The following is an 18868-nucleotide window of genomic DNA, read 5'->3' on the forward strand; positions in this document are numbered from 1 at the left end:
TCAGCCAAAAAAGATCAGACATGGTCACCGCCCGATTTTCGAACCGTGACTCACGCAGCCACGCGGAAATCAATGGGTCCTGACCCTAGCAAAGAAGAAATCTTAGTGTTCGCGGAAGGAAAGGAACTTCGCTCAGCCCCGGGGATTTCTTCCCAATAGCAAAGAGGCGGAGGCCGCAAAATGACGCATGCAACCTCCGCCCAAAGGGCTTCGTCATCAAATCAACAATCAACATGCCAAGCAATTTGGGATCATAATTTGGCCATTACACGGCAAATCAAAGAAGGGGGATTGCTATGAGAATCAACCAGATCGGGCCTCTCACCTCACCTCACCTCGCCTCGTCGGCATAGAGAACTTAGCCGCAGGACACTGAAACACTTCTTGAAATACCCAATATTTACTTGGTTGCAGTATGTAGAGTGTTTCTGGGCCGAAATATTCTACGGGCCGATACATTTCAACGCGTGTATTGACAAAAACAGACAACACACAATACCACTCAGGACAGCACACATTTTGGAAAATATGAAGGCTGCCCTATAGGGGTTTACCTATAAAAATAAGGATTCATGGGCGCTAGTTCGATTGTTCTAGATGCTTCTCGACCGCACCATATTCCGGCGTTGAAAGCAGTTTTTCCGTTCCTATCGCGGTTCTGGTCGTGCTTTGCGTTGCTCCGTTTGGATTGATCATTGAATTCAGTTTTAACACCGTTAAATCGCGAACCCGCGAATTCGGGCGCAACGTGGCGGCTTTGCTGGTGCCGGGCCAGACACACCAATCCCCACGCCGCATTGAGACTTCGGTTCAAGGCGTGCGTTAGCGCAAAATACACCGAGCAACACTCTGAAGGCTTTCACCTTGTCGATTTGATGAACGTTTGGTGCTGTTTTTGGCTGAGTGCAGATCTTATGGATCTGGTGGCTGCTTGGGATTCTTTTGGTACCCAATCCCTTTCAAAGGCGAGTGCGAAGGTGCATCAGTTTGTTCGGGATTGCCGGTTTGCTCGATTCCCGTCTCGCCCCGTTCTGCGTGCTTGTGTAAGACAGTGGGCAATTCAGATTGGGAACGGCTTGAATGTCACAGACCATTACCATCTTTACGACGATGAAAAACGAAGGCCCCTATATGCTTGAATGGTTGGCTTTTCATCGGAGTCTGGGCATCGACCACTTCGTGATATTCACCAACGATTGTGAGGACGGTACTGACGAAATGGCCCGCAGGTTGCAGGATCTGGGGCTTGCGACACATGTGTCGAACGAGGTGAAAGAAGGGGGAAACCCTCAGCACCAGATGTTGCGGCGGTCGCGGCGCCAGCCCAAAGTCAAGGAGTCTGACTGGTTATTGTGTCTGGATGTCGATGAATTCTGGAACATCCGTTGCGGTGACAACAGCTTTGGCGCTCTGATTTCCCAGGTGGAACATCGCGCGGGGCAGACAGTGGATGCAATCTCGTTCGCGTGGAAGCTGTTTGGCAGCGCCGGAAACATCAGCTTTGAAGACCGGCCCGTGACCGAGGCGTTTGTGATGGCGGATATGGAATTCCCGTATCACTCCAGCCGTGCTTTCGGCTTGAAGACGCTGTTTCGCAATAACGGAAAATTCACCCGGTTCGGTCCACACAGACCAAAAGGCATTGAAGAAGGAAAAGAGGACGACATTGCCTGGTCGGATGCCAGCGGCAATCTGTTCCCTGCGGCAAAGGTCGGCTGGCGAGCCTGGCGAAACTTCGATCACAGCTTTGGTCGGATTCACCACTACTCGGTCCGGTCGATGGACGGTTTTTTGATCAAGCGGGATCGGGGAAGAACCAATCACATCAAGGTGGATCAGGGGCAATCCTACTGGATGGATATGAATGCCAACAAAGAGATGGACCAGTCCATCCTGCCGGCGGCCCGCCGCGCCGCGCCCTTGCTGGCCGAGTTGAAGGCGGATGAGGAATTGGCCCGCCTGCACGAACAGGCTTGCAATTGGCACACGTCGAAAGTTCAGGAAATCAAAATGCGCAAGGACTGGGTGGACTTCCGGTCCTGGCTTGCGGACAATCTTGTTTGAGCATCATGACCGACCTGTCCAAAGAGCAACTGAAGCCCGAACACCCTGACCGCAAGACAGGGTACGAACGCATCCTGACCGACCCCGCACCGCCATGGTTTGTGGAACTGTATCCGGGCGGCGAAGGCAGGGGCTTTCTGCAGAAACTTGAACGCCACGCGTTTCTGTTTCACCACCGATCGACCTCTCGCCTGATTGTAAGCTTTGACAACATTGCCAATGCCAACGACCTGTCTTTTGCGCGCGAACCATGGGGCTGGAAGTTTTTCAGGGACGAAGGGTGGTCTCATCTTGGGGTGTTTGCCCGGACCAAGGCTTGGTATCGCGACACGGAAATCATTTCGTATCTGGAAGGAAAGGCCCGCGAAGGTTTTTTTGCCCAGTTCGATCAGGTGGTTTTTGCCGGTGCATCCATGGGGGGCTACGGCGCACTGGCGTTTTCCGCTTTGGTGCCTGGGTCGACGGTGATTGCCTTCAACCCGCAGACAACGTTGGACGAACGGCTGGTGCCATGGGAAACCCGATACCGGTTCGGTCGGGTTCAGGACTGGGATCTGCCGCTCAGCGATACTGCCGAAACCATAAAAACCGCGAAACGGGTTTATGTGGCCTTTGATCCCTTTTTCGATCTGGACCGGCAGCAGGCGGCGCGCTTGCAGGGGGGAAATGTCATCCCGCTGAAGACCTGGTGTTCGAACCATTTCGCGGCCCCGATGCTGCGAAAGCTCGATTTGCTCAAACCGGTTATGCTGGGGGCGATGGACGGCTCGCTTGAGGCCGCAGATTTTTTTCGGATGATCCGGGCGCGCAAGCGTTTGCCGGTCTACATGAACAGACTGGAAGAGATGAGCCGTGACCGGCATCCGAAACTGGCACACGCAGCACGTCAGAGATTTCGTGCCCTTCGCAGGCAAGCGGCTGCCGACACTGCCCAGGCAACCTCATGACCCCAGGCAGGGGGGTCTTTATCGGTCAACGCAAGGACAGGATGGGCGCGCGCCTGTTGATGTTGTTGACATGTATTCGCCTGGCCGAGGATTTCGATACTGATTATCGGGTGAACTGGTTCCCGCAAGGCGCGGATGCACCTGAGTTGGAATATCCACAAGAACTGTTTTCCCAAGCGTGGATGGCGAACCATTTCCTGGATACCGACGCGTTCGAGGCGCTGTCACAAAAAGCCCAACCGATCTGGAAATTTCAGAACGATAAGACACCGGACCGGCTGATCAAGCATCTGGACGCCGGGCGTGCGGTTCTGGTCGAGGAGGGGTTCCAGATTCTGACGTTCCCCTGGGAAGACATTGAAACGATCCGCCCCCGCTATCGAGAGTTCATTAACCGGATCGGCTTCACCGACGAAATCCGCGCCATCATGGATCGTGCGGACCAGGCGTTGTCGGGGCAGGGGGTGTCAGCCTACCACATCCGCCGGGGCGACATTCTGAACGGGTTGCCGTGGAAACACTCAACCTGGCCCGCGAAGATTGAGACCGAGGAGCTGTACGAAGCCCATCTGGACAAGTTCGCCGACAATCCGGCGATCATGTTTTCGGATCAGCCGGAGCTGATCACCCGGTTTCAGAAGCGCTATCCGCAACTGATGCGGATGTCGGACATCGCAGATCTTTCAGAGAAGACCCGGGCCAAGCGTGATTTTCTGGAGCTTTATACAATGTCCCGGGCGGACCAAGTGGTTGCCCCCCCGGTATCGGCATTTTCGATGGCGGCGGCCAGGCTTTCCGGGCAGGAGAACAAGATGTTTCGCGATGTTTTGTCCCCGCAGGAAATAAGTGAGGCCAACGAAAAGACAGTGGATCGGCTGCGCAAGGGTGCGGACGGATTTATCAACGCGTCAGAGGCTGCACATATCTATGCCAAGGCGACGTTCCACTTGTTCTCGCTCCAGGCTGAAGACCGGGCAGAAGAGTCACGCCAGTTTGCGGAGTCCTTGCTTGAAGCCGGGGCGGACAACGCGTTCTTGCCGTTGTTGAATGCGCTGAACTGCTTTTACCTGCGCCGCTGGAAAGAGGCGCTGAGGCTGACAGAACAAGCCTTGGCAAATCCCCATATCTGGCCCGAGGATCACGCCGTTGCCTGCGCATTGCAGGCCGCAATTCTGGGCAGTCAGAAAAAGCGGTGGCTTGCAGCACAGGCTTTCACTCGGGCCTTCTGGGCAAAACCGTTGAGGCCCGACGTCATCATATTTGGTTCGCGACTGGTGTTTCGGGATCAGGTTTCTTATCGGGCGATGCCGCCTGTGGACTGGACCATTCAAAAAGCGGTCCGCCGATCCTGGTTCAACTTCAATGCCCATGTCGCTCAGCGTCGGGTATTATCACGCCTTCCCTGCAACTTTGATGTGATCTTGCTGGACTGGAGCGATCTCGCACTCGACCAAAAGGCGCGCCGGCTGAACTCGAGCAGGGACAGGTTGGTTATGTTGCAGGATTGGCTGGGCAACATGCAAAACCTGTCGGAGAAGATGCAGGTGCCGCTTCATGGCCCGGAGTACCAGAGCTTTTCTACAATCCTTCGGTTTCGGCTGGATGATCTGCCGTTGGAAAAAGCAATAGATGTTTCCCGGAACGTATCAAGCCTTCGCCCTGAAAACACGCTGTATCTCAAACGTTTGGCCGAGCTGTACGAGGCGGATGGTGATTATTCTCAGGCGCGGCTCAAGATGGCTGAGGCTGTTGGAAATGATCCGGGAAATCCTTTTCTGGTGTTTGCCATGGGTGGCTTGCTGGAACGGATCGGCGCGTCCGAGCAGGGGCAAAACCAGATCATCGAGGCGGCGGATCTTGACGACAATACAGCGGCGATTCAGGGGGCGGCCGGTCAGTTGTTGCTGAGGCGGGGGGACAAGAAAAAAGCCGCCGGATATCTGCGCAAGGCACGGGATCTCTGCCCGCCATACAAGCGGTTCGCCAATCAACTGAAACGAACAGAAACCTGACCGGGCGGGAGGATGACAGCGTTTGGGCGGCTTGAAGGCAGGTTCAAATATGTGAAAACTCGTGTAGGACTAACAGGTGATGTATCCGCCGAAACCGGGACAATAAAACCAACAAAGGGCAGTCAGTCATGAATGAACAGGACCCACGCTTTGTCAGCGTGACCCCGATGAAGAACGAAGGGCCGTTTGTTCTGGAATGGGTGGCGCATAACCGGGCCATTGGTGTCGATCATCAAGTGGTTATGACCAATGACTGTACCGACGGGACGGACGCTTTGCTGCAAAGGTTGGACGAGCGTGGAATTCTGACCCATGTCGACAACAATTCACGCCGGAAGACCAGCCCGCAGAAACGGGCCTATAACACGTTTCTGAAAATGGAAGTTGCCCGCCCGCAAGACTGGGTTGTCGTGATCGACGCGGATGAACAGATCGTGGTCAAGACCGGAGATCACACACTGCGCGCCCTGACCGAGGCTATTCCGGACGCCCGCACGATTTCGATGACATGGCGGTTGTTCGGAAATGCGGGTGTTGTGCGTTACGAGGATCGGTTCCTGTCGGATCAGTTCAGACAGGCCGCGCGCGAAATGACCATCCGGCCGTTTCAGGCGTGGGGATTCAAGACCATGTTTCAGCGCGAACTCTGGGACGGGTTGGGGGTTCACCGGCCCAAGCGCCCGACGGTCGAAACCATGGCGGAATGCCACTGGTACAACGGATCGGGTCAGTTGATGCCCGACCGTTATTACGAAAGAAGCTGGCGGTCCGCCCGCGATTCCGTCGGGTACGAGTTCGTTCAGGTCAACCATTACGCGCTGAAGTCCTGCGAAAGCTATCTGGTCAAGAAGATGCGCGGTCGCGCTCATCATCTGGGCGAAAGCCTGGGGATGGAATACTGGAACATGATGAACCAGAATGCCGAGACGGACAGCGCGATCGATGTCGTTGCTGACCGCAAACGCGAATTCTATTACGACATGCTTTCTGACCCTGAAACCGCCCGACTGCATCATCTGACCTGTGATCTTCACCGTCAGCAAATCGCGCAGCTGCGGGAAGTCCCCGAGATGCAGGATCTGATGCAGCAGATGACTGACGGTGCCGTAGCCGGGAAGGTGTGATGACGGTTCTTTTTCAGGTTTGCGGAGGCGCCTGATGCTTTGGCTTCATATCGGGATGCCCAAGACCGGCACAACCGCCTTGCAGGGTTTTGTTCGCACGAACGGCGGAATGCTGGAAAAGGCCGGGCTGCGATACATGGAAACCGGTCGCCGGCGCCACGAAAACAGCCGGCTGACGATCAGCCACAATATCATCGCCTTCCACATAAACCAGACGCAGCAGCCGACAGACGGGTTCCGCGAAGCCATGGCTCTGGAATACGAGGCGCACAAGTATAAAACCTGCCTGGTCTCGTCCGAGATGCTTTATTCGGTAGATCTGGACCGGCTGGCGCAGATTTTTTCCGATATTCCGGCCCGGCAGATGCGCATTACCTTCTACTGTCGGCGGTATTCCGACTTTTGGGAGGCGGACTATAAGCAGCGGGCAAAGAATGGTCGCTTGCCCTCTGGCGGAACGCAATACATCCGCGCTCGTTTGGACGAGATCGCCGAAAACCCCGAGCGGCTGAGTTACAGCGCCATGCTGACCCGAATCCGAAGCGCGTTTCCCGGCGTGACGGTCGCGCCTTTCCTGTATGATCGGTCCGTAATGGCCAATGGAAATATCGTGGACGATTTCATTTCACGCATTGGTGTCACGCTTCCCAAGGGTAGCACGGCAAATCTGCCGTCCAATCCTTCACAGTCCCGCGCGGCAAGCGAGGCTTTCGGGATTCTGGCCCGGTCCATCGGGCGCCAGCGAACCCGACAACTGCGGCGGCTCGTTGTCGACGATCCGGTAATGATCCGGCGAAATGACGTGCTGGAACCGAAAGAGCGTTTGTGGCTGGACGAACATCTGGCCGCACAGGACACTGATTTTCAGCAGGAATTTTTCCCGGACCGCGATCAGTTGTTCCCGCCCGTGCAATTGAGTGACGCCGATTTACAGTTCCGCCGCGACTCGCCTGAAGAATACGAAGCGCTGCGGCTGGCGTCAGAGATTGTTTTCCGAATGGCGCTTGAAGAGTGATCGCGCCTATTCGACAACGATTTCCTGCCTCTGCCGCCCGGTTGTCTTGTCGAATATCAATATCCGGTTGTCGTCCGTTACAACCGCGTACCAGTTGTTTCCGATGGTCAAGGCCTGTGCTTTGGCGCCGTCCGGCAGTTCGATCTGGTCGGGCAGGGTGGGGGTTCGGTCCGATAGCCGGATGACAATCAGCGCGAATGTCACTAGAACCCCGCCAATCATCACCACGGTCAGCAACATGACCATGCGCCGCAGCAGTTTAAGCTGGGGCGTTTCCTGCGGTTCTTGGGGTTCGGAAGGGACAGTCATGGGCACCCGGCAGATTGAGTTTCAGATCGCGGCCGCTCCGCCGCCACGTCTTGATAAGGCGCTTGCGCGGGATGTGCCAGCGGAAGAAAACCTGTCCCGTACACGCCTGGGGCGTCTGATCGACGAGGGGGCGGTGCAGGTCGATGGTGTCGTGGTGGCCGATCCCAAGGCAAAAGTCACGGAAGGCGCGCAGGTCGTTGTAACCGTTGCCCAAGCCGAAGACAGTCATATCGGCCCCGAAGACATCCCGCTGGACATCATTTACGAAGACGCTGATCTGGTCGTGATCAACAAACCTGCGGGCATGGTCGTTCACCCGGCACCGGGTTCGCCCAGTGGTACGTTGGTGAACGCGCTTCTGTTTCATTGCGGCACTGATCTGTCCGGTGTCGGCGGTGTCAGGCGGCCGGGCATTGTGCATCGCATCGATAAAGAAACCAGCGGGTTGCTGGTCGTCGCCAAATCGGATGCGGCGCATCACGGTCTGGCGGCGCAGTTCGAAGCGCACAGTGTCGAGCGCTATTATCGCGCGATTTGTTACGGAGTGCCGGACGCCAACGATCCACGCCTGCGCGGCGTCAAAGGTGTCAGTTTCGAACCGGGCAATGTCATGCGCCTGACCACGCAACTGGCCCGGCACAAGACGGACCGGCAAAAACAGGCCGTGTACTTTCACGGCGGCCGCCACGCTGTCACGCGCGCCCGGGTTGTCGAAACATTTGGCGCGCCCGCGTCTCTGTCCGTGGTCGAGTGCTGGTTGGAAACCGGTCGTACACACCAGATTCGCGTGCATATGGCACATGCGGGCCACGGGTTGGTCGGCGATCCGGTCTATGGCGGTAAGCGCAAACTGGCCACTCGCGCGTTTGATCTGGCGACGGCCGAAGCTGTCCGCGCTTTTCCGCGTCAGGCGCTGCATGCCGCGGTTTTGGGGTTTGAACACCCGGTCAGTGGCGAAAACCTGCGGTTCGAAGCCGCCTTGCCGAATGATATGGAAAACCTGATAGAACGGCTGCGCGCACCGCTGACACAATAAGCAAACCCCTGTGAGTAAGAGTTTCTTATCTTTCCTTTATCAAAGTTTAATCTCAAACTGTTAGCAGCACCTCTTGAATGGACAGGGTTCCTTACCCATATCCTATGTTAAATACTTAAACATTTGTCGGAGGGACATGAAACATGGCAAATTACGCAAATCTCCCCGCGCCGACGCCCGAGGGCGGCCTGAACCGCTATATGCAGGAAATTCGCAAGTTTCCCCTGCTTGAGCCGGAAGAGGAATACATGCTGGCCAAGCGCTGGGTGGAAGAACAGGATACCGAGTCGGCGCATAAGATGGTGACATCGCATCTGCGTCTGGCGGCCAAGATCGCCATGGGCTATCGCGGCTATGGCCTGCCGCAGGCCGAGGTGATTTCCGAGGCGAATGTGGGCCTTATGCAGGCCGTCAAACGCTTTGATCCGGAAAAAGGATTCCGTCTGGCGACCTATGCAATGTGGTGGATCCGCGCCTCGATTCAGGAATATATCCTGCGGTCCTGGTCGCTGGTGAAACTGGGCACCACCTCGGCGCAGAAAAAGCTGTTTTTCAACCTGCGCAAGGCGAAGGCCCGCATTGGTGCGCTGGAAGAGGGCGACCTGCGTCCTGAAAATGTTGCGCAGATCGCCAACGATCTGGGCGTGACCGAAGAGGAAGTCATCAGCATGAACCGCCGTATGTCAGGTGGGGATGCCTCGCTGAATGCGACCGTTGGGTCCGAAGGCGAAGGTACCATGCAGTGGCAGGACTGGCTTGAGGATGAAGATGCCGACCAGGCCGGTGACTACGAAGCCCGCGACGAGTTGGAAGCACGCCGCGAGTTGCTGAGCGCTGCGCTGGACGTGCTGAATGATCGTGAGAAGGACATCCTGACCCAGCGACGCCTGATGGATCAGGCCGTGACTCTGGAAGAGTTGAGCACGCAGTACAATGTCAGCCGCGAACGCATTCGCCAGATCGAAGTGCGGGCGTTTGAGAAGCTGCAGAAAAAGATGCGCGAGTTGGCCCGTGAAAAGGGCATGCTTGGAAACAGCTACAGCTAACCGGACAGCCTTAGCGGACCGGCCGGAGTTTTCCGGCCGGTTTTTTCGTGCCTGCGCTGCAGGACTCGGTTTCGATTTGTTCAGCTTAGAAAAATGGCTGGATTTGCCTGACTTGGGCGTGATTCACTGCTAAAGGTACACCGACGCAGGCTGAACCCAGCCTTGCGACGAGGCTGCAACATTTCAGCAGGACAGTATTCGGAGTTCACGATGCAAAAGCCGGTTCAATGGGGCATTCTGGGTGCCGCCAAATTCGCACGACAGTTTATGGCACCTGCCATTCATGCCGCAGACGGGGCAAGACTGTCGGGGCTGGCAACCTCAGACCCTGCCAAAGCTGAGCCGTTTCAGCAGTTCTGCCCGGATCTGGCGGTCTATGACAGCTACGATGCGCTTCTCTCGGATCCTGAGATTGACGCGGTATACATCCCGCTGCCCAATCACCTGCATGTCGAATGGAGCCTGAAAGCCCTTGATGCCGGAAAACATGTGCTGTGCGAAAAGCCGATGACCATGAAGGGCGAAGAATTCGACGCCCTGATCGGAAAACGGAATCAGACCGGTTTGTTAGCAGCCGAAGCTTATATGATCGTGCACCACCCTCAGTGGCAGTTCACGAAAAGGCTGATTGCCGACGGGGCGATCGGAAAGCTGGCACATGTGACCGGGGCCTTCAGCTTCGACAACCGGGCGGACACGACGAACATCCGTAATCGCGCGGAAACGGGGGGTGGTGGATTGCGGGACATTGGCGTCTACGTTATCGGCGGCGCACGTTTTGCGACGGGGCAAGAGCCTGTCTCGGTACAATCGGCAATTCGCTGGCAGGACGGTATCGACACGTTTACGGAAATCCGGGCGCAATTCCCTGACTTTACATATTCCAGCTATGTTTCGATCCGCATGCACCCGCATCAGGAGATGGTATTTCATGGCGAAGGCGGCGTGATCCGGCTGACAGCGCCATTCAACGCCCGGGTCTTTGGCGAGGCCCGTGTCGAATTGCATCGCCCGGGGCTGGAAGTGCAAGTTACGCGTTTCCCGGCGGATGATCACTACAAACTCCAGGTCGAAGCGTTCTGCCGGTCTGTTCGGGAAGAGGCTGACTACCCATGCCCGCTTGAGTTCTCGCGGGGAACGCAAGAAATGATCGATCAGGTTTTCAGTCTGGCCGTACCGCTCTGATCCACCCACTTGCCTACCATGGCGAGCCTCGGTTAGCCTGTCGGGTACCCATTCAGGAGGTGCACTATGGCTGGCGGTTGGGCGCGCGATGGCGCGGTAAGTGAACAGATTGAGGCGTCAATATCCGATGAGCTTGCACGGATGCAGGCGCAAAAACGCCCTTTGGGTGAAAGCCTGACCCATTGTGCTGAATGCGAAGAGCCAATTCCCGAGAAACGGCGCAATGCGATCCCGGGGGTGAAACTGTGCTTGGACTGTCAGCAGGATCGTGACGGGGCGTTCAAAGCCCGCAGCGGCATCAATCGGCGCGGGTCGAAAGACAGTCAGCTGAAGTAGGTTCCAGCGGAGCGGCACCTTGCAAGACAACTCTGCCAAGCACGTATCCCTCCTGCAAAACGGTCTGGTCCTTGGCTTTTTGGCTGCGTTCTTGTGGGGCACACACAGCGTTATCGTTCGCTATCTGACCAGTGATCTGGGTGGAATGCAGATCGCCACGACGCGGTTGTTCATCGCCGCACTCGCAATCTACTGCATGTTGCGTGCGATGGGGGCGTCAGTTTCGATCTGGTTTGGGGACTGGAATTTCCGTCTGGCTGTGTTGTCGACGGTGGTGAACTACATTCTGTTCCACATCGGACTGGAGCATACCGGCGCGGCCAACGCGATGGTGCTGGAAAACACAGCGCCCTTCTTCGTTCTGGTGTTTCTCTACTTTTTCGCGGACACACCAGTTGGCCGGACCGAAGTTCTCGCGACGGTATTGGCGATCTTTGGCGTGTTTCTGACGGTCTACCAGGATTTCGAAGGTGGCGGAGAGCCTCTGCTTGGCGATGTGATGGAAATCGGTGCTGGCCTAAGCTGGGCCGTGTTCCTGATTTCCAGCAGCCGGGCCATGAGAGCCTCTGAATCCACGCCCGAACGTTTGAATTTCCTGTTTGGGATATTCATCTGTTCAGGCGTTATTCTGTTGCCGCTTTCCCTGTTCGGAATTCAGATGCCGACAGCAAACGATGGTGTTTTTCTGGTACTTCTTGGTGTGTTGCCAACGGCGTTGGCTTACTACCTTTGGTACGAAGCGGCAGCGCGGGTTTCGACCCTCACGGCCACTTTGATGTTCGCCGCTTCTGTGGTGTTCACCTTCATCAACTCAGCACTGTTTCTGGGGGCGGCCATCACACCGCTGGCTGCAATAGGCGCTGCGCTGATCGTCCTGGCCATATTCCTCACGACCAAATCAAATGAGAAAGACTAAGGAAACCTAGCTAGATTTGCGACGCCATCGCCGATACAGATTGATGTCCATTGCCGCCACCATGATGCCCAACGGGATCATCCAGAAGCCTAGAATGGGAAGAAACCCAAGAACACCGCCGAGTATCAGCAAGATGCCCACAATGATCCGCCAGCCACGTGGCACGGTTCGGCGAATTCGGTTCATGGCAGGGCGCAGGCGCGCCTTCAATGCGGCCCAACGCCCTGTGGATTGGGTGCTCACCCCTCCATCGCCTCAAGTTCGTCAATGAAGCCAGAGATCATGGACAGGCCCTTGTCCCAGAACTTGGGATCACTGGCATCAAGGCCAAACGGAGCAAGCAGTTCCTTGTGGTGTTTTGATCCGCCGGCACGCAGCATCTCGAAATACTTGTCCTCGAACCCTTCCGAGCCGCTGGCGTAAACGGAATAAAGCGCATTCACCAAACCGTCGCCGAACGCATAGGCATAGACGTAGAACGGTGAGTGGACGAAGTGTGGGATATAGGCCCAGAAGGTCTCGTACCCATCCATGAATTCGAACGCGGGCCCAAGGCTTTCGGCCTGAACGCTCATCCAAAGGGCGTTGATGTCGTCCGGTGTCAGTTCGCCCTCGCGGCGGGCGGCGTGCAGTTTGCATTCGAAGTCGTAGAAGGCGATCTGGCGGACGACGGTGTTGATCATGTCCTCGACCTTACCGGCCAGCAGCACCTTGCGCTGTTCTGGCGTTTCGGCCTGATCCAGCATCTTGCGGAAGGTCAGCATCTCGCCGAACACCGAAGCGGTCTCGGCCAGGGTCAGAGGTGTTGACGAAAGCATTTCGCCCTGACCTGCGGCCAGCACCTGATGTACGCCATGGCCCAGTTCATGCGCCAGTGTCATCACGTCGCGCGGTTTGCCCAGATAGTTGAGCATCACGTAAGGATGCACGTCGGTGACTGTTGGGTGGGCAAAGGCGCCGGGGGCTTTGCCCGGTTTCACGGCGGCATCGATCCAGCCTTTTGAGAAGAACGGTGCTGCAATCTCACCCATGCGCGGGTCAAACGCGTTGTAAGCGTCCATCACCGTTTTCTCGGCATCGGCCCAGTTCACGGTGCGCGTGTCTTCCATCGGCAGGGGTGCGTTGCGGTCCCAAACCTGCATCACGTCCAGACCCAGCCACTTGCGTTTCAGTTCGTAGTAGCGGTGGCTCAGCTTGGGATAGGCGGCGACCACCGCTTCGCGAAGGGCATCGACAACCTCGGGCTCGACATCGTTCGACAGGTGGCGCCCGGTTTGCGCGGTGGGCATTTTGCGCCAGCGGTCGACGATTTCCTTTTCCTTGGCCTGCGTGTTGTGAACCCGGGCGAAGGTTTTGACATTCTCCTGAAACACCGAAGCCAGTTCCCGTGCCGCAGCCTCGCGTTTGTTGCGGTCCTGTTCGGTCAGCAGGTTCAGGGTGCCTTCGATATTCAGCTCTTCGCCATCCACGGTGAATGTGAGGCCGGCAATCGTCTCGTCAAACAAGCGCTCCCATGCGTCTCCGACAACGCCCAGATCGTGCAGGAATCTTTCCAGCTCGTCGGACAGCTGATAGGGCTTCATCGCGCGAATACGGCGGAAAACCGGCTCGTAACGCGCCAGATCCGGGTTTTCATCAAAATGGGCACGCAGCACGGTGTCATCGATGCGGTTGATTTCCAGCGTGAAGAATACCAGCGGTGTCGTAAAGATTGTTATCTTTTCCTGCATGTCCGACAGGAACTTGGCCCGCTCGGCATCCGTGGTCAGCTGATAGTAGCGCAGACCGGCAAAGGACATGATGCGGCCGGCAATTGCATTGATCTTTTCGTTACGATGCACGCATTGCAGCAGCTCACCCGCATCCAGATCAGCCAGTTTGCCTTCGTAGTCCGAGGCAAAGGAGGCGCATTCTTTCTCCAGCCACTCAAGATCACGGCCAATCTCGGGTGCGTCTTCCGCCTTGTACAGATCACTCAGATCCCATTCCGGCAAATTGCCCAGATTGTCAGACCCGCCGACAGCGTTTGCGTCACGGACGGGAAAGGGAAGGTCGCGCATGGATCACCTCGATGTTCTGCTTTCGGAAACATCTAGGCGCGGTCGGCAGGGATCACAAGCGGCCAGAGTGACGGATCGGCTATTAACTTTGCAAAGCCGCATTAGGTGCGGCGTTTGGCTGGCTGGCCCTGAAATGCGCGGCAAGTTGATCAAAGACCGGTCTCCGAACCTCGGGTGATTCCATCATGACCTCATGTTCGCCCTCGGGAACTTCAATCAGCTTGCCTTTGGGCCAGTTGGCCATTCGGGCCCGGATGGCATCACGATCCACGATCCGTTCGTTTCCGCCCAGATACGTCAGGCATGGTACATCCGGCGCAGGCTGTTTCATCAGCCAATCACATTCCGTCAGCGCCTCGCGTAGCCAGATTGTCGACGGCGCCCCAAGCGCCATTTCCGGATGCGCAGCCAGTTGACCCTGCATCATCCTGTACATATCCGGATCGCGCGTCAGCATATTGTCTTCGAAGGGCTGAATGGTGACATAGCTGTCCAATGTCGTGGTCGGAGGCGTTTTCTCGCCCAGTCCGAATTTCGGCCCCCAATAGGCCGTCATCCAGCTGATCGGCCGCATGATCGTCGAAAAGTAAATGCCCCACATTGGCCCGGTGAAGGCACAGGCCGCAAAGCAGTTCTGCTCGATAATCGCCCGCAACGCTATGGCACCGCCCATTGAATGGCCGATCACGTACCAGGGCTTTGGCAGGTTCCGTTCTTTTGCCATGTCCAGAACGGCGCGGACGTCCTTCTGGTAATCCGGAAATTTCGCGACATGTCCGATCCGGGGGTCGTCCAGAAGGCGATCCGCCAGTCCCTGACCGCGCCAGTCTATCGCCAGGAAGGCAAAGTGCCGTTTTGTGAACTCTCCGGCCGCGTTTCCGTATTTTTCGATATATTCCGTGCGTCCCGGAAACATCAGCACAGTGCCATTTGCACTGTCTTCAGGCACCCAATGCGCGACACGGATGCGTTTGGCATCCGAAGTTTCCAGCCAATGGGCCTTGCCACCGGCAGGAGCGCCGGCCACAGCTTCAAACAAAGGGGCCGGCGAGAAGTCCATCAGGCCAGCACCGAGGCAAGTTTCATGGCAACCCCCATGTCTCCGTCCACGCTCAGCTTGCCGGACATGAACGCGCCGGTCGGGTTCAGGTCACCGCTGAGGATCTGCTCGAATGTATCAGCATCCGCGCTCAGGGTCACGTCGGCGTCTTCGTCGCTGACACGCGCGCCGTCTGCATCCAGAACGATCGAACCCAGATCTGCGATGGCGAATTTGGCCGAAGCATCAAAAGCCCCGCCGGCCAGTTTTTCATTCAGCGCGGCTGCGGCCTTTTCAAGAATCTCGCTCATGATCTTCCTCATTTTGTTTATGCGCCGAGAATGGACATCCCCGGTCGCAACGCTACACTGAACAATGTTATGAGCATTGCAAACCACAATCTCAAAGGTATCGTCGCGGCACTTGCAACACTGATGGTGTTTTCCACCATTGGTGCGGCCCAGCAAGCCGACTCCAAGGACGAATCCGTGCTGTTGGAGCAACTGGCACAGTCCACGCCCCGGCAGGCGATCAGCATTGACCGTCAGTTGCAGTCGCTCTGGTCGCAATCCGGCTCGGCCTCGGCCGATCTGTTGCTGGAACGCGGGCGCGAGGCGCTTGAGGACGGAGACGTCAAGGCGGCGATTGAACACCTGACGGCTTTAACCGACCACGCACCGCAGTTCGCCGAAGGCTGGCACGCCCGGGCATCGGCGTTTTTCGGTATCGAACGCTTTGGCATGGCGGCGGCTGATCTGGAACATGCCCTATCCTTGAACCCGAACCAATACGAGGCCATCTATGGCTTGGGTCTGATCTTCGAGATGCTGGATCAGCCGGAAAAAGCGTACGAGGCCTATTCCCGCGCTTTGTCTATACATCCCCATCACGAAGAAGTAACCAATGCCGTGATTCGTCTAAAGCCTCAGATCGAAGGCAAGGCGCTGTAAGGTCCGGGGCAGGGGGCAAAGGTGAACGGGTCATCCCGAATCGTGGCCGTTCTTGGCCCGACAAACACAGGTAAAACCCATTACGCGATCGAGCGGATGCTGGGACACAGGACTGGTGTGATCGGTCTTCCGTTGCGTCTGCTGGCGCGCGAGGTCTATGACAAGATCGTAGCCGTCCGTGGACCCTCCGTCGTGGCCCTAGTCACGGGCGAGGAGCGGATCGTGCCACCGCGTGCGCAATATTGGGTCTGCACGGTCGAGGCGATGCCCGAAGGCATGGGCGCGGATTTTTTGGCCATTGATGAGATCCAGCTCTGCGCCGATCCCGAGCGTGGCCATGTGTTCACGGACCGCCTGCTGCGCGCACGCGGGACCAGTGAAACGCTGTTTCTAGGGTCAGATACGATGCGCGGTCCCATCGCTGCGCTGGTGCCCGAAGCACAGTTCACCCGCCGCGAGCGGATGTCGCAGCTTGTCTACTCCGGCTCGAAAAAGATTAGCCGAATGTCTCCGCGCAGTGCCATCGTCGGGTTCTCGGTCGACAGCGTCTATGCGATCGCCGAACTTCTGCGCCGTCAAAAGGGTGGTGCGGCGGTTGTTATGGGGGCGCTCAGCCCGCGTACACGCAACGCGCAGGTCGAGCTATACCAGAATGGCGAGGTTGACTATCTGGTCGCCACTGATGCCATCGGAATGGGTTTGAACCTGGATGTGAATCATGTGGCGTTTTCGTCCCTGACCAAGTTCGACGGTCGCAGGATGCGACCTCTGGCGCCCAACGAACTGGCCCAGATCGCTGGCCGGGCAGGGCGCGGCATGTCCGACGGCACGTTCGGCGTAACGGGTGAGGCCCCGCCTTTGGATGATGGCGTGGCGCAGGCGATCATGGACAGCCGTTTCACGCCGATGAAAAAGCTGAACTGGCGGAACGCCGCCTTGCGATTCGGCTCGATCGAGGCGCTGATCGACTCGCTTGAGGTCAGCCCAAACGACGAACACCTCATCAAGGCGCGGCCAGCCGATGATCTGAACGTGCTGAAATCTCTTTCGCAAGTGACCGAGGTAGCGGCGCGCGCCAGCGACGGTCCGTCGATCCGTTTGCTATGGGATGTCTGCCGAATTCCAGACTTTCGTGGCATCAGTCATGCCGAGCACGCAAGTCTGTTGGAGGTGATCTACAACTACCTGCACGAGCGTGGAACGATCCCGGATGACTTTCTGGCGCGGCAAATCCGCCGGATCGACCGAACCGACGGAGATATTGATGCGCTGTCCAAAAGGTTGGCATATATTCGCACATGGACATATGTTGCGCAACGAAACGGTTGGGTACGTGACGAATCCCATTGGCGCGAGGAAACGCGCACTGTAGAAGACAGGCTGTCGGACGCTCTTCACGAACGTTTGACTCAAAGATTTGTGGACCGGCGCACATCCGTTTTGTTGCGCCGGCTCAAACAGAAGGAGGCCCTTTTGGCCGAAGTAAATGACAAGGGTGAAGTGACCGTCGAAGGCGAATTCGTCGGTCGTCTGGAAGGGTTCCGGTTTATCCCGGACAAAAGCGCGCAAGGAACCGAGGCTAAAGCTCTGAAATCGGCGTCCCTGCAAGCTCTCGCGCCGCAATTCCATCTGCGTGCCGACCGCTTCTACAACGCGCCCGATACTGAAATTGATTACACAGATCAGGGCGGCCTGATGTGGGGCGAATACGCCGTTGGCAAACTGGTTGCAGGGGCGGAGCCTCTCAAGCCGGTCGTCGAGGTTTTTGTGGATGAGGCTGCGGGACCGGATGTGGAGCAGAAGGTTCAGCGCCGTTTGCAGCACTTCATCGACCGCAAGGTCGCGGCGCTGTTTGAACCGCTGCTGAACCTGTCGCGCGACGAAGAGCTGTCAGGCCTGGCCAAGGGGTTTGCCTTCCGCATGGTCGAAGCCTTGGGTGTGCTGCCCCGTGCCGGCGTCGCGCAAGAGGTTAAGGATCTGGATCAGGACGCCCGTGGCGCGCTGCGCAAGCACGGCATTCGGTTTGGACAGTTCACAATCTTCATGCCGCTTCTGCTGAAACCCGCACCGACGCGTCTGCGACTGGTTTTGTGGGCCCTGTCCAGCGGATTGCAGGAGTTTCCCGAAGCGCCTCCACCGGGTCTGGTCACTGTGCCCGTCGCCAAGGGCGCGCCCGAGGGGTACGACACGATGTGCGGATACAGGGATGCCGGCGAGCGTTCGATCCGTATCGACATGCTGGAGCGTCTGGCCGACATGCTGCGTGCAGAAGACAGCCGCGGCGGGTTCGAAGCCAAACCCGACATGCTCTCGATTACCGGTATGACGCTTGAACAGTTCGCTGACCTGATGCAGGGGCTGGGCTACAAGGCCGAGCGTGGCGAACGTGAAAAGGTTAAACCGGCGGCTGTCGAAACAGAACTGCCTTCGACAGATGCTGCCGAGCAACCTGTCGCCGAAGAAGTGTCCGCACCCCAAGAGGCAACCGAAGAAGTCGCAGCACCCGCCGAGGCGCCAGCCGAGGCCGCGACAAGCACCGAGGCGGCAGCCGAGGCACCGGCTTCGGATGAGCCGGAGGTCGAAGTATTCTACACCTTCACCTGGGGTCGTCAGCGGCAGCCGAACCGTGGCCCGCGCCGCGAGCAGGGGCAGGGCAAGGGCAAGCCGCGTGGCAAACCGCAGGAAGGCCGTGGAAAACCACACGGCAAGAAAGGCGGCAAGCCGCAAGGCTCCAAGACATTCTCCTCCCGTCCTCCGAAAAAGGAAAAGGCGATCGATCCTGACAACCCGTTTGCAGCTGCGCTGATGGGTTTGAAGGACGGCAACTGA

Annotated in this window: 17 protein-coding genes; 12 read left to right on the plus strand and 5 right to left on the minus strand. The window is 57.4% G+C overall.

Annotated elements, in window-relative coordinates; translation table 11 throughout:
• The first annotated feature begins 1080 nt into the window (after positions 1–1080).
• From ACR0CG_RS15000 to ACR0CG_RS15020, 5 genes are all read left to right on the plus strand, one after another.
• On the plus strand, positions 1081–2064 hold the full coding sequence (locus tag ACR0CG_RS15000; protein WP_480525931.1) for a glycosyltransferase family 2 protein: 984 nt from the start codon (positions 1081–1083) through the stop codon (positions 2062–2064).
• Between the two features lie 5 nt (positions 2065–2069).
• Entirely contained in the window at positions 2070–3011 is a 942-nt protein-coding gene (locus tag ACR0CG_RS15005) for a hypothetical protein (protein WP_170815668.1), read from the plus strand.
• Positions 3008–5023 carry a hypothetical protein gene (locus ACR0CG_RS15010; RefSeq protein WP_480525933.1) on the plus strand — a complete coding sequence of 672 codons (2016 nt, stop codon included), beginning with the start codon at positions 3008–3010 and terminating at the stop codon, positions 5021–5023. Before ACR0CG_RS15005 ends, ACR0CG_RS15010 begins: the two co-directional genes overlap by 4 nt.
• Positions 5024–5151: 128 nt before the next feature.
• A complete protein-coding gene (locus tag ACR0CG_RS15015; protein WP_480525935.1) occupies positions 5152–6147 on the plus strand; it encodes a glycosyltransferase family 2 protein in 996 nt (331 codons plus the stop codon).
• A gap of 34 nt (positions 6148–6181) precedes the next feature.
• On the plus strand, positions 6182–7162 hold the full coding sequence (locus ACR0CG_RS15020) for a hypothetical protein (protein ID WP_480525936.1): 981 nt from the start codon (positions 6182–6184) through the stop codon (positions 7160–7162).
• A 6-nt stretch (positions 7163–7168) separates the two neighbouring features.
• Here ACR0CG_RS15020 and ACR0CG_RS15025 read toward each other — a convergent pair whose 3' ends face one another.
• Positions 7169–7471: a DUF6476 family protein gene (locus ACR0CG_RS15025; RefSeq protein ID WP_480525938.1), complete on the minus strand. Its 303-nt coding sequence runs from the start codon at positions 7469–7471 to the stop codon at positions 7169–7171.
• Here ACR0CG_RS15025 and ACR0CG_RS15030 point away from each other — a divergent pair.
• The 5 genes from ACR0CG_RS15030 (at position 7470) to ACR0CG_RS15050 (ending at position 11990) form a co-directional block, all read left to right on the plus strand.
• Positions 7470–8507, plus strand: coding sequence for an RluA family pseudouridine synthase (locus ACR0CG_RS15030; RefSeq protein WP_480525939.1), 1038 nt, complete (start codon positions 7470–7472; stop codon positions 8505–8507). The two genes, ACR0CG_RS15025 and ACR0CG_RS15030, sit on opposite strands and share 2 nt — an antisense overlap.
• A 143-nt stretch (positions 8508–8650) precedes the next feature.
• Positions 8651–9553, plus strand: a complete 903-nt coding sequence (rpoH, locus tag ACR0CG_RS15035; protein WP_170616109.1) for an RNA polymerase sigma factor RpoH — start codon at positions 8651–8653, stop codon at positions 9551–9553.
• Positions 9554–9763: 210 nt separating this feature from the next.
• Entirely contained in the window at positions 9764–10738 is a 975-nt protein-coding gene (locus tag ACR0CG_RS15040; protein ID WP_480525941.1) for a Gfo/Idh/MocA family protein, read from the plus strand.
• A gap of 66 nt (positions 10739–10804) precedes the next feature.
• Positions 10805–11074 carry a DksA/TraR family C4-type zinc finger protein gene (locus tag ACR0CG_RS15045; protein WP_321253515.1) on the plus strand — a complete coding sequence of 90 codons (270 nt, stop codon included), beginning with the start codon at positions 10805–10807 and terminating at the stop codon, positions 11072–11074.
• A 19-nt stretch (positions 11075–11093) separates the two neighbouring features.
• Positions 11094–11990, plus strand: coding sequence for a DMT family transporter (locus ACR0CG_RS15050; RefSeq protein ID WP_480525943.1), 897 nt, complete (start codon positions 11094–11096; stop codon positions 11988–11990).
• Positions 11991–11996: 6 nt separating this feature from the next.
• Here the strand turns inward: ACR0CG_RS15050 and ACR0CG_RS15055 are convergent, their stop codons facing one another.
• The 4 genes from ACR0CG_RS15055 to ACR0CG_RS15070 form a co-directional block, all read right to left on the minus strand.
• Positions 11997–12233 carry a hypothetical protein gene (locus ACR0CG_RS15055; protein WP_480525945.1) on the minus strand — a complete coding sequence of 79 codons (237 nt, stop codon included), beginning with the start codon at positions 12231–12233 and terminating at the stop codon, positions 11997–11999.
• Positions 12230–14050, minus strand: coding sequence for a M3 family oligoendopeptidase (locus ACR0CG_RS15060; protein WP_480525947.1), 1821 nt, complete (start codon positions 14048–14050; stop codon positions 12230–12232). Before ACR0CG_RS15060 ends, ACR0CG_RS15055 begins: the two co-directional genes overlap by 4 nt.
• An 82-nt stretch (positions 14051–14132) precedes the next feature.
• Complete coding sequence (locus tag ACR0CG_RS15065) at positions 14133–15110, minus strand: alpha/beta hydrolase (RefSeq protein WP_480525949.1); 978 nt, start codon at positions 15108–15110, stop codon at positions 14133–14135.
• Complete coding sequence (locus tag ACR0CG_RS15070; protein WP_480525951.1) at positions 15110–15400, minus strand: SCP2 sterol-binding domain-containing protein; 291 nt, start codon at positions 15398–15400, stop codon at positions 15110–15112. Before ACR0CG_RS15070 ends, ACR0CG_RS15065 begins: the two co-directional genes overlap by 1 nt.
• A gap of 69 nt (positions 15401–15469) precedes the next feature.
• Here ACR0CG_RS15070 and ACR0CG_RS15075 point away from each other — a divergent pair, with 69 nt between their 5' ends.
• Both ACR0CG_RS15075 and ACR0CG_RS15080 read left to right on the plus strand, forming a co-directional pair.
• The gene (locus ACR0CG_RS15075) at positions 15470–16039 is read left to right on the plus strand and encodes a tetratricopeptide repeat protein (protein WP_480525953.1); all 570 of its coding nucleotides are present in this window, start codon (positions 15470–15472) and stop codon (positions 16037–16039) included.
• A gap of 21 nt (positions 16040–16060) precedes the next feature.
• Entirely contained in the window at positions 16061–18868 is a 2808-nt protein-coding gene (locus ACR0CG_RS15080) for a helicase-related protein (RefSeq protein ID WP_480525955.1), read from the plus strand.

Source organism: Ruegeria sp. AB8 (assembly GCF_056542605.1).

Coding starts and splice junctions, on each gene's coding strand:
- ACR0CG_RS15000 (WP_480525931.1), top strand. CDS start 1,081: ATGTCACAGACCATTACCATCTTTACGACGATGAAAAACGAAGGCCCC.
- ACR0CG_RS15005 (WP_170815668.1), top strand. CDS start 2,070: ATGACCGACCTGTCCAAAGAGCAACTGAAGCCCGAACACCCTGACCGC.
- ACR0CG_RS15010 (WP_480525933.1), top strand. CDS start 3,008: ATGACCCCAGGCAGGGGGGTCTTTATCGGTCAACGCAAGGACAGGATG.
- ACR0CG_RS15015 (WP_480525935.1), top strand. CDS start 5,152: ATGAATGAACAGGACCCACGCTTTGTCAGCGTGACCCCGATGAAGAAC.
- ACR0CG_RS15020 (WP_480525936.1), top strand. CDS start 6,182: ATGCTTTGGCTTCATATCGGGATGCCCAAGACCGGCACAACCGCCTTG.
- ACR0CG_RS15030 (WP_480525939.1), top strand. CDS start 7,470: ATGGGCACCCGGCAGATTGAGTTTCAGATCGCGGCCGCTCCGCCGCCA.
- ACR0CG_RS15025 (WP_480525938.1), bottom strand. CDS start 7,471: ATGACTGTCCCTTCCGAACCCCAAGAACCGCAGGAAACGCCCCAGCTT.
- rpoH (WP_170616109.1), top strand. CDS start 8,651: ATGGCAAATTACGCAAATCTCCCCGCGCCGACGCCCGAGGGCGGCCTG.
- ACR0CG_RS15040 (WP_480525941.1), top strand. CDS start 9,764: ATGCAAAAGCCGGTTCAATGGGGCATTCTGGGTGCCGCCAAATTCGCA.
- ACR0CG_RS15045 (WP_321253515.1), top strand. CDS start 10,805: ATGGCTGGCGGTTGGGCGCGCGATGGCGCGGTAAGTGAACAGATTGAG.
- ACR0CG_RS15060 (WP_480525947.1), bottom strand. CDS start 14,050: ATGCGCGACCTTCCCTTTCCCGTCCGTGACGCAAACGCTGTCGGCGGG.
- ACR0CG_RS15065 (WP_480525949.1), bottom strand. CDS start 15,110: ATGGACTTCTCGCCGGCCCCTTTGTTTGAAGCTGTGGCCGGCGCTCCT.
- ACR0CG_RS15070 (WP_480525951.1), bottom strand. CDS start 15,400: ATGAGCGAGATTCTTGAAAAGGCCGCAGCCGCGCTGAATGAAAAACTG.
- ACR0CG_RS15075 (WP_480525953.1), top strand. CDS start 15,470: ATGAGCATTGCAAACCACAATCTCAAAGGTATCGTCGCGGCACTTGCA.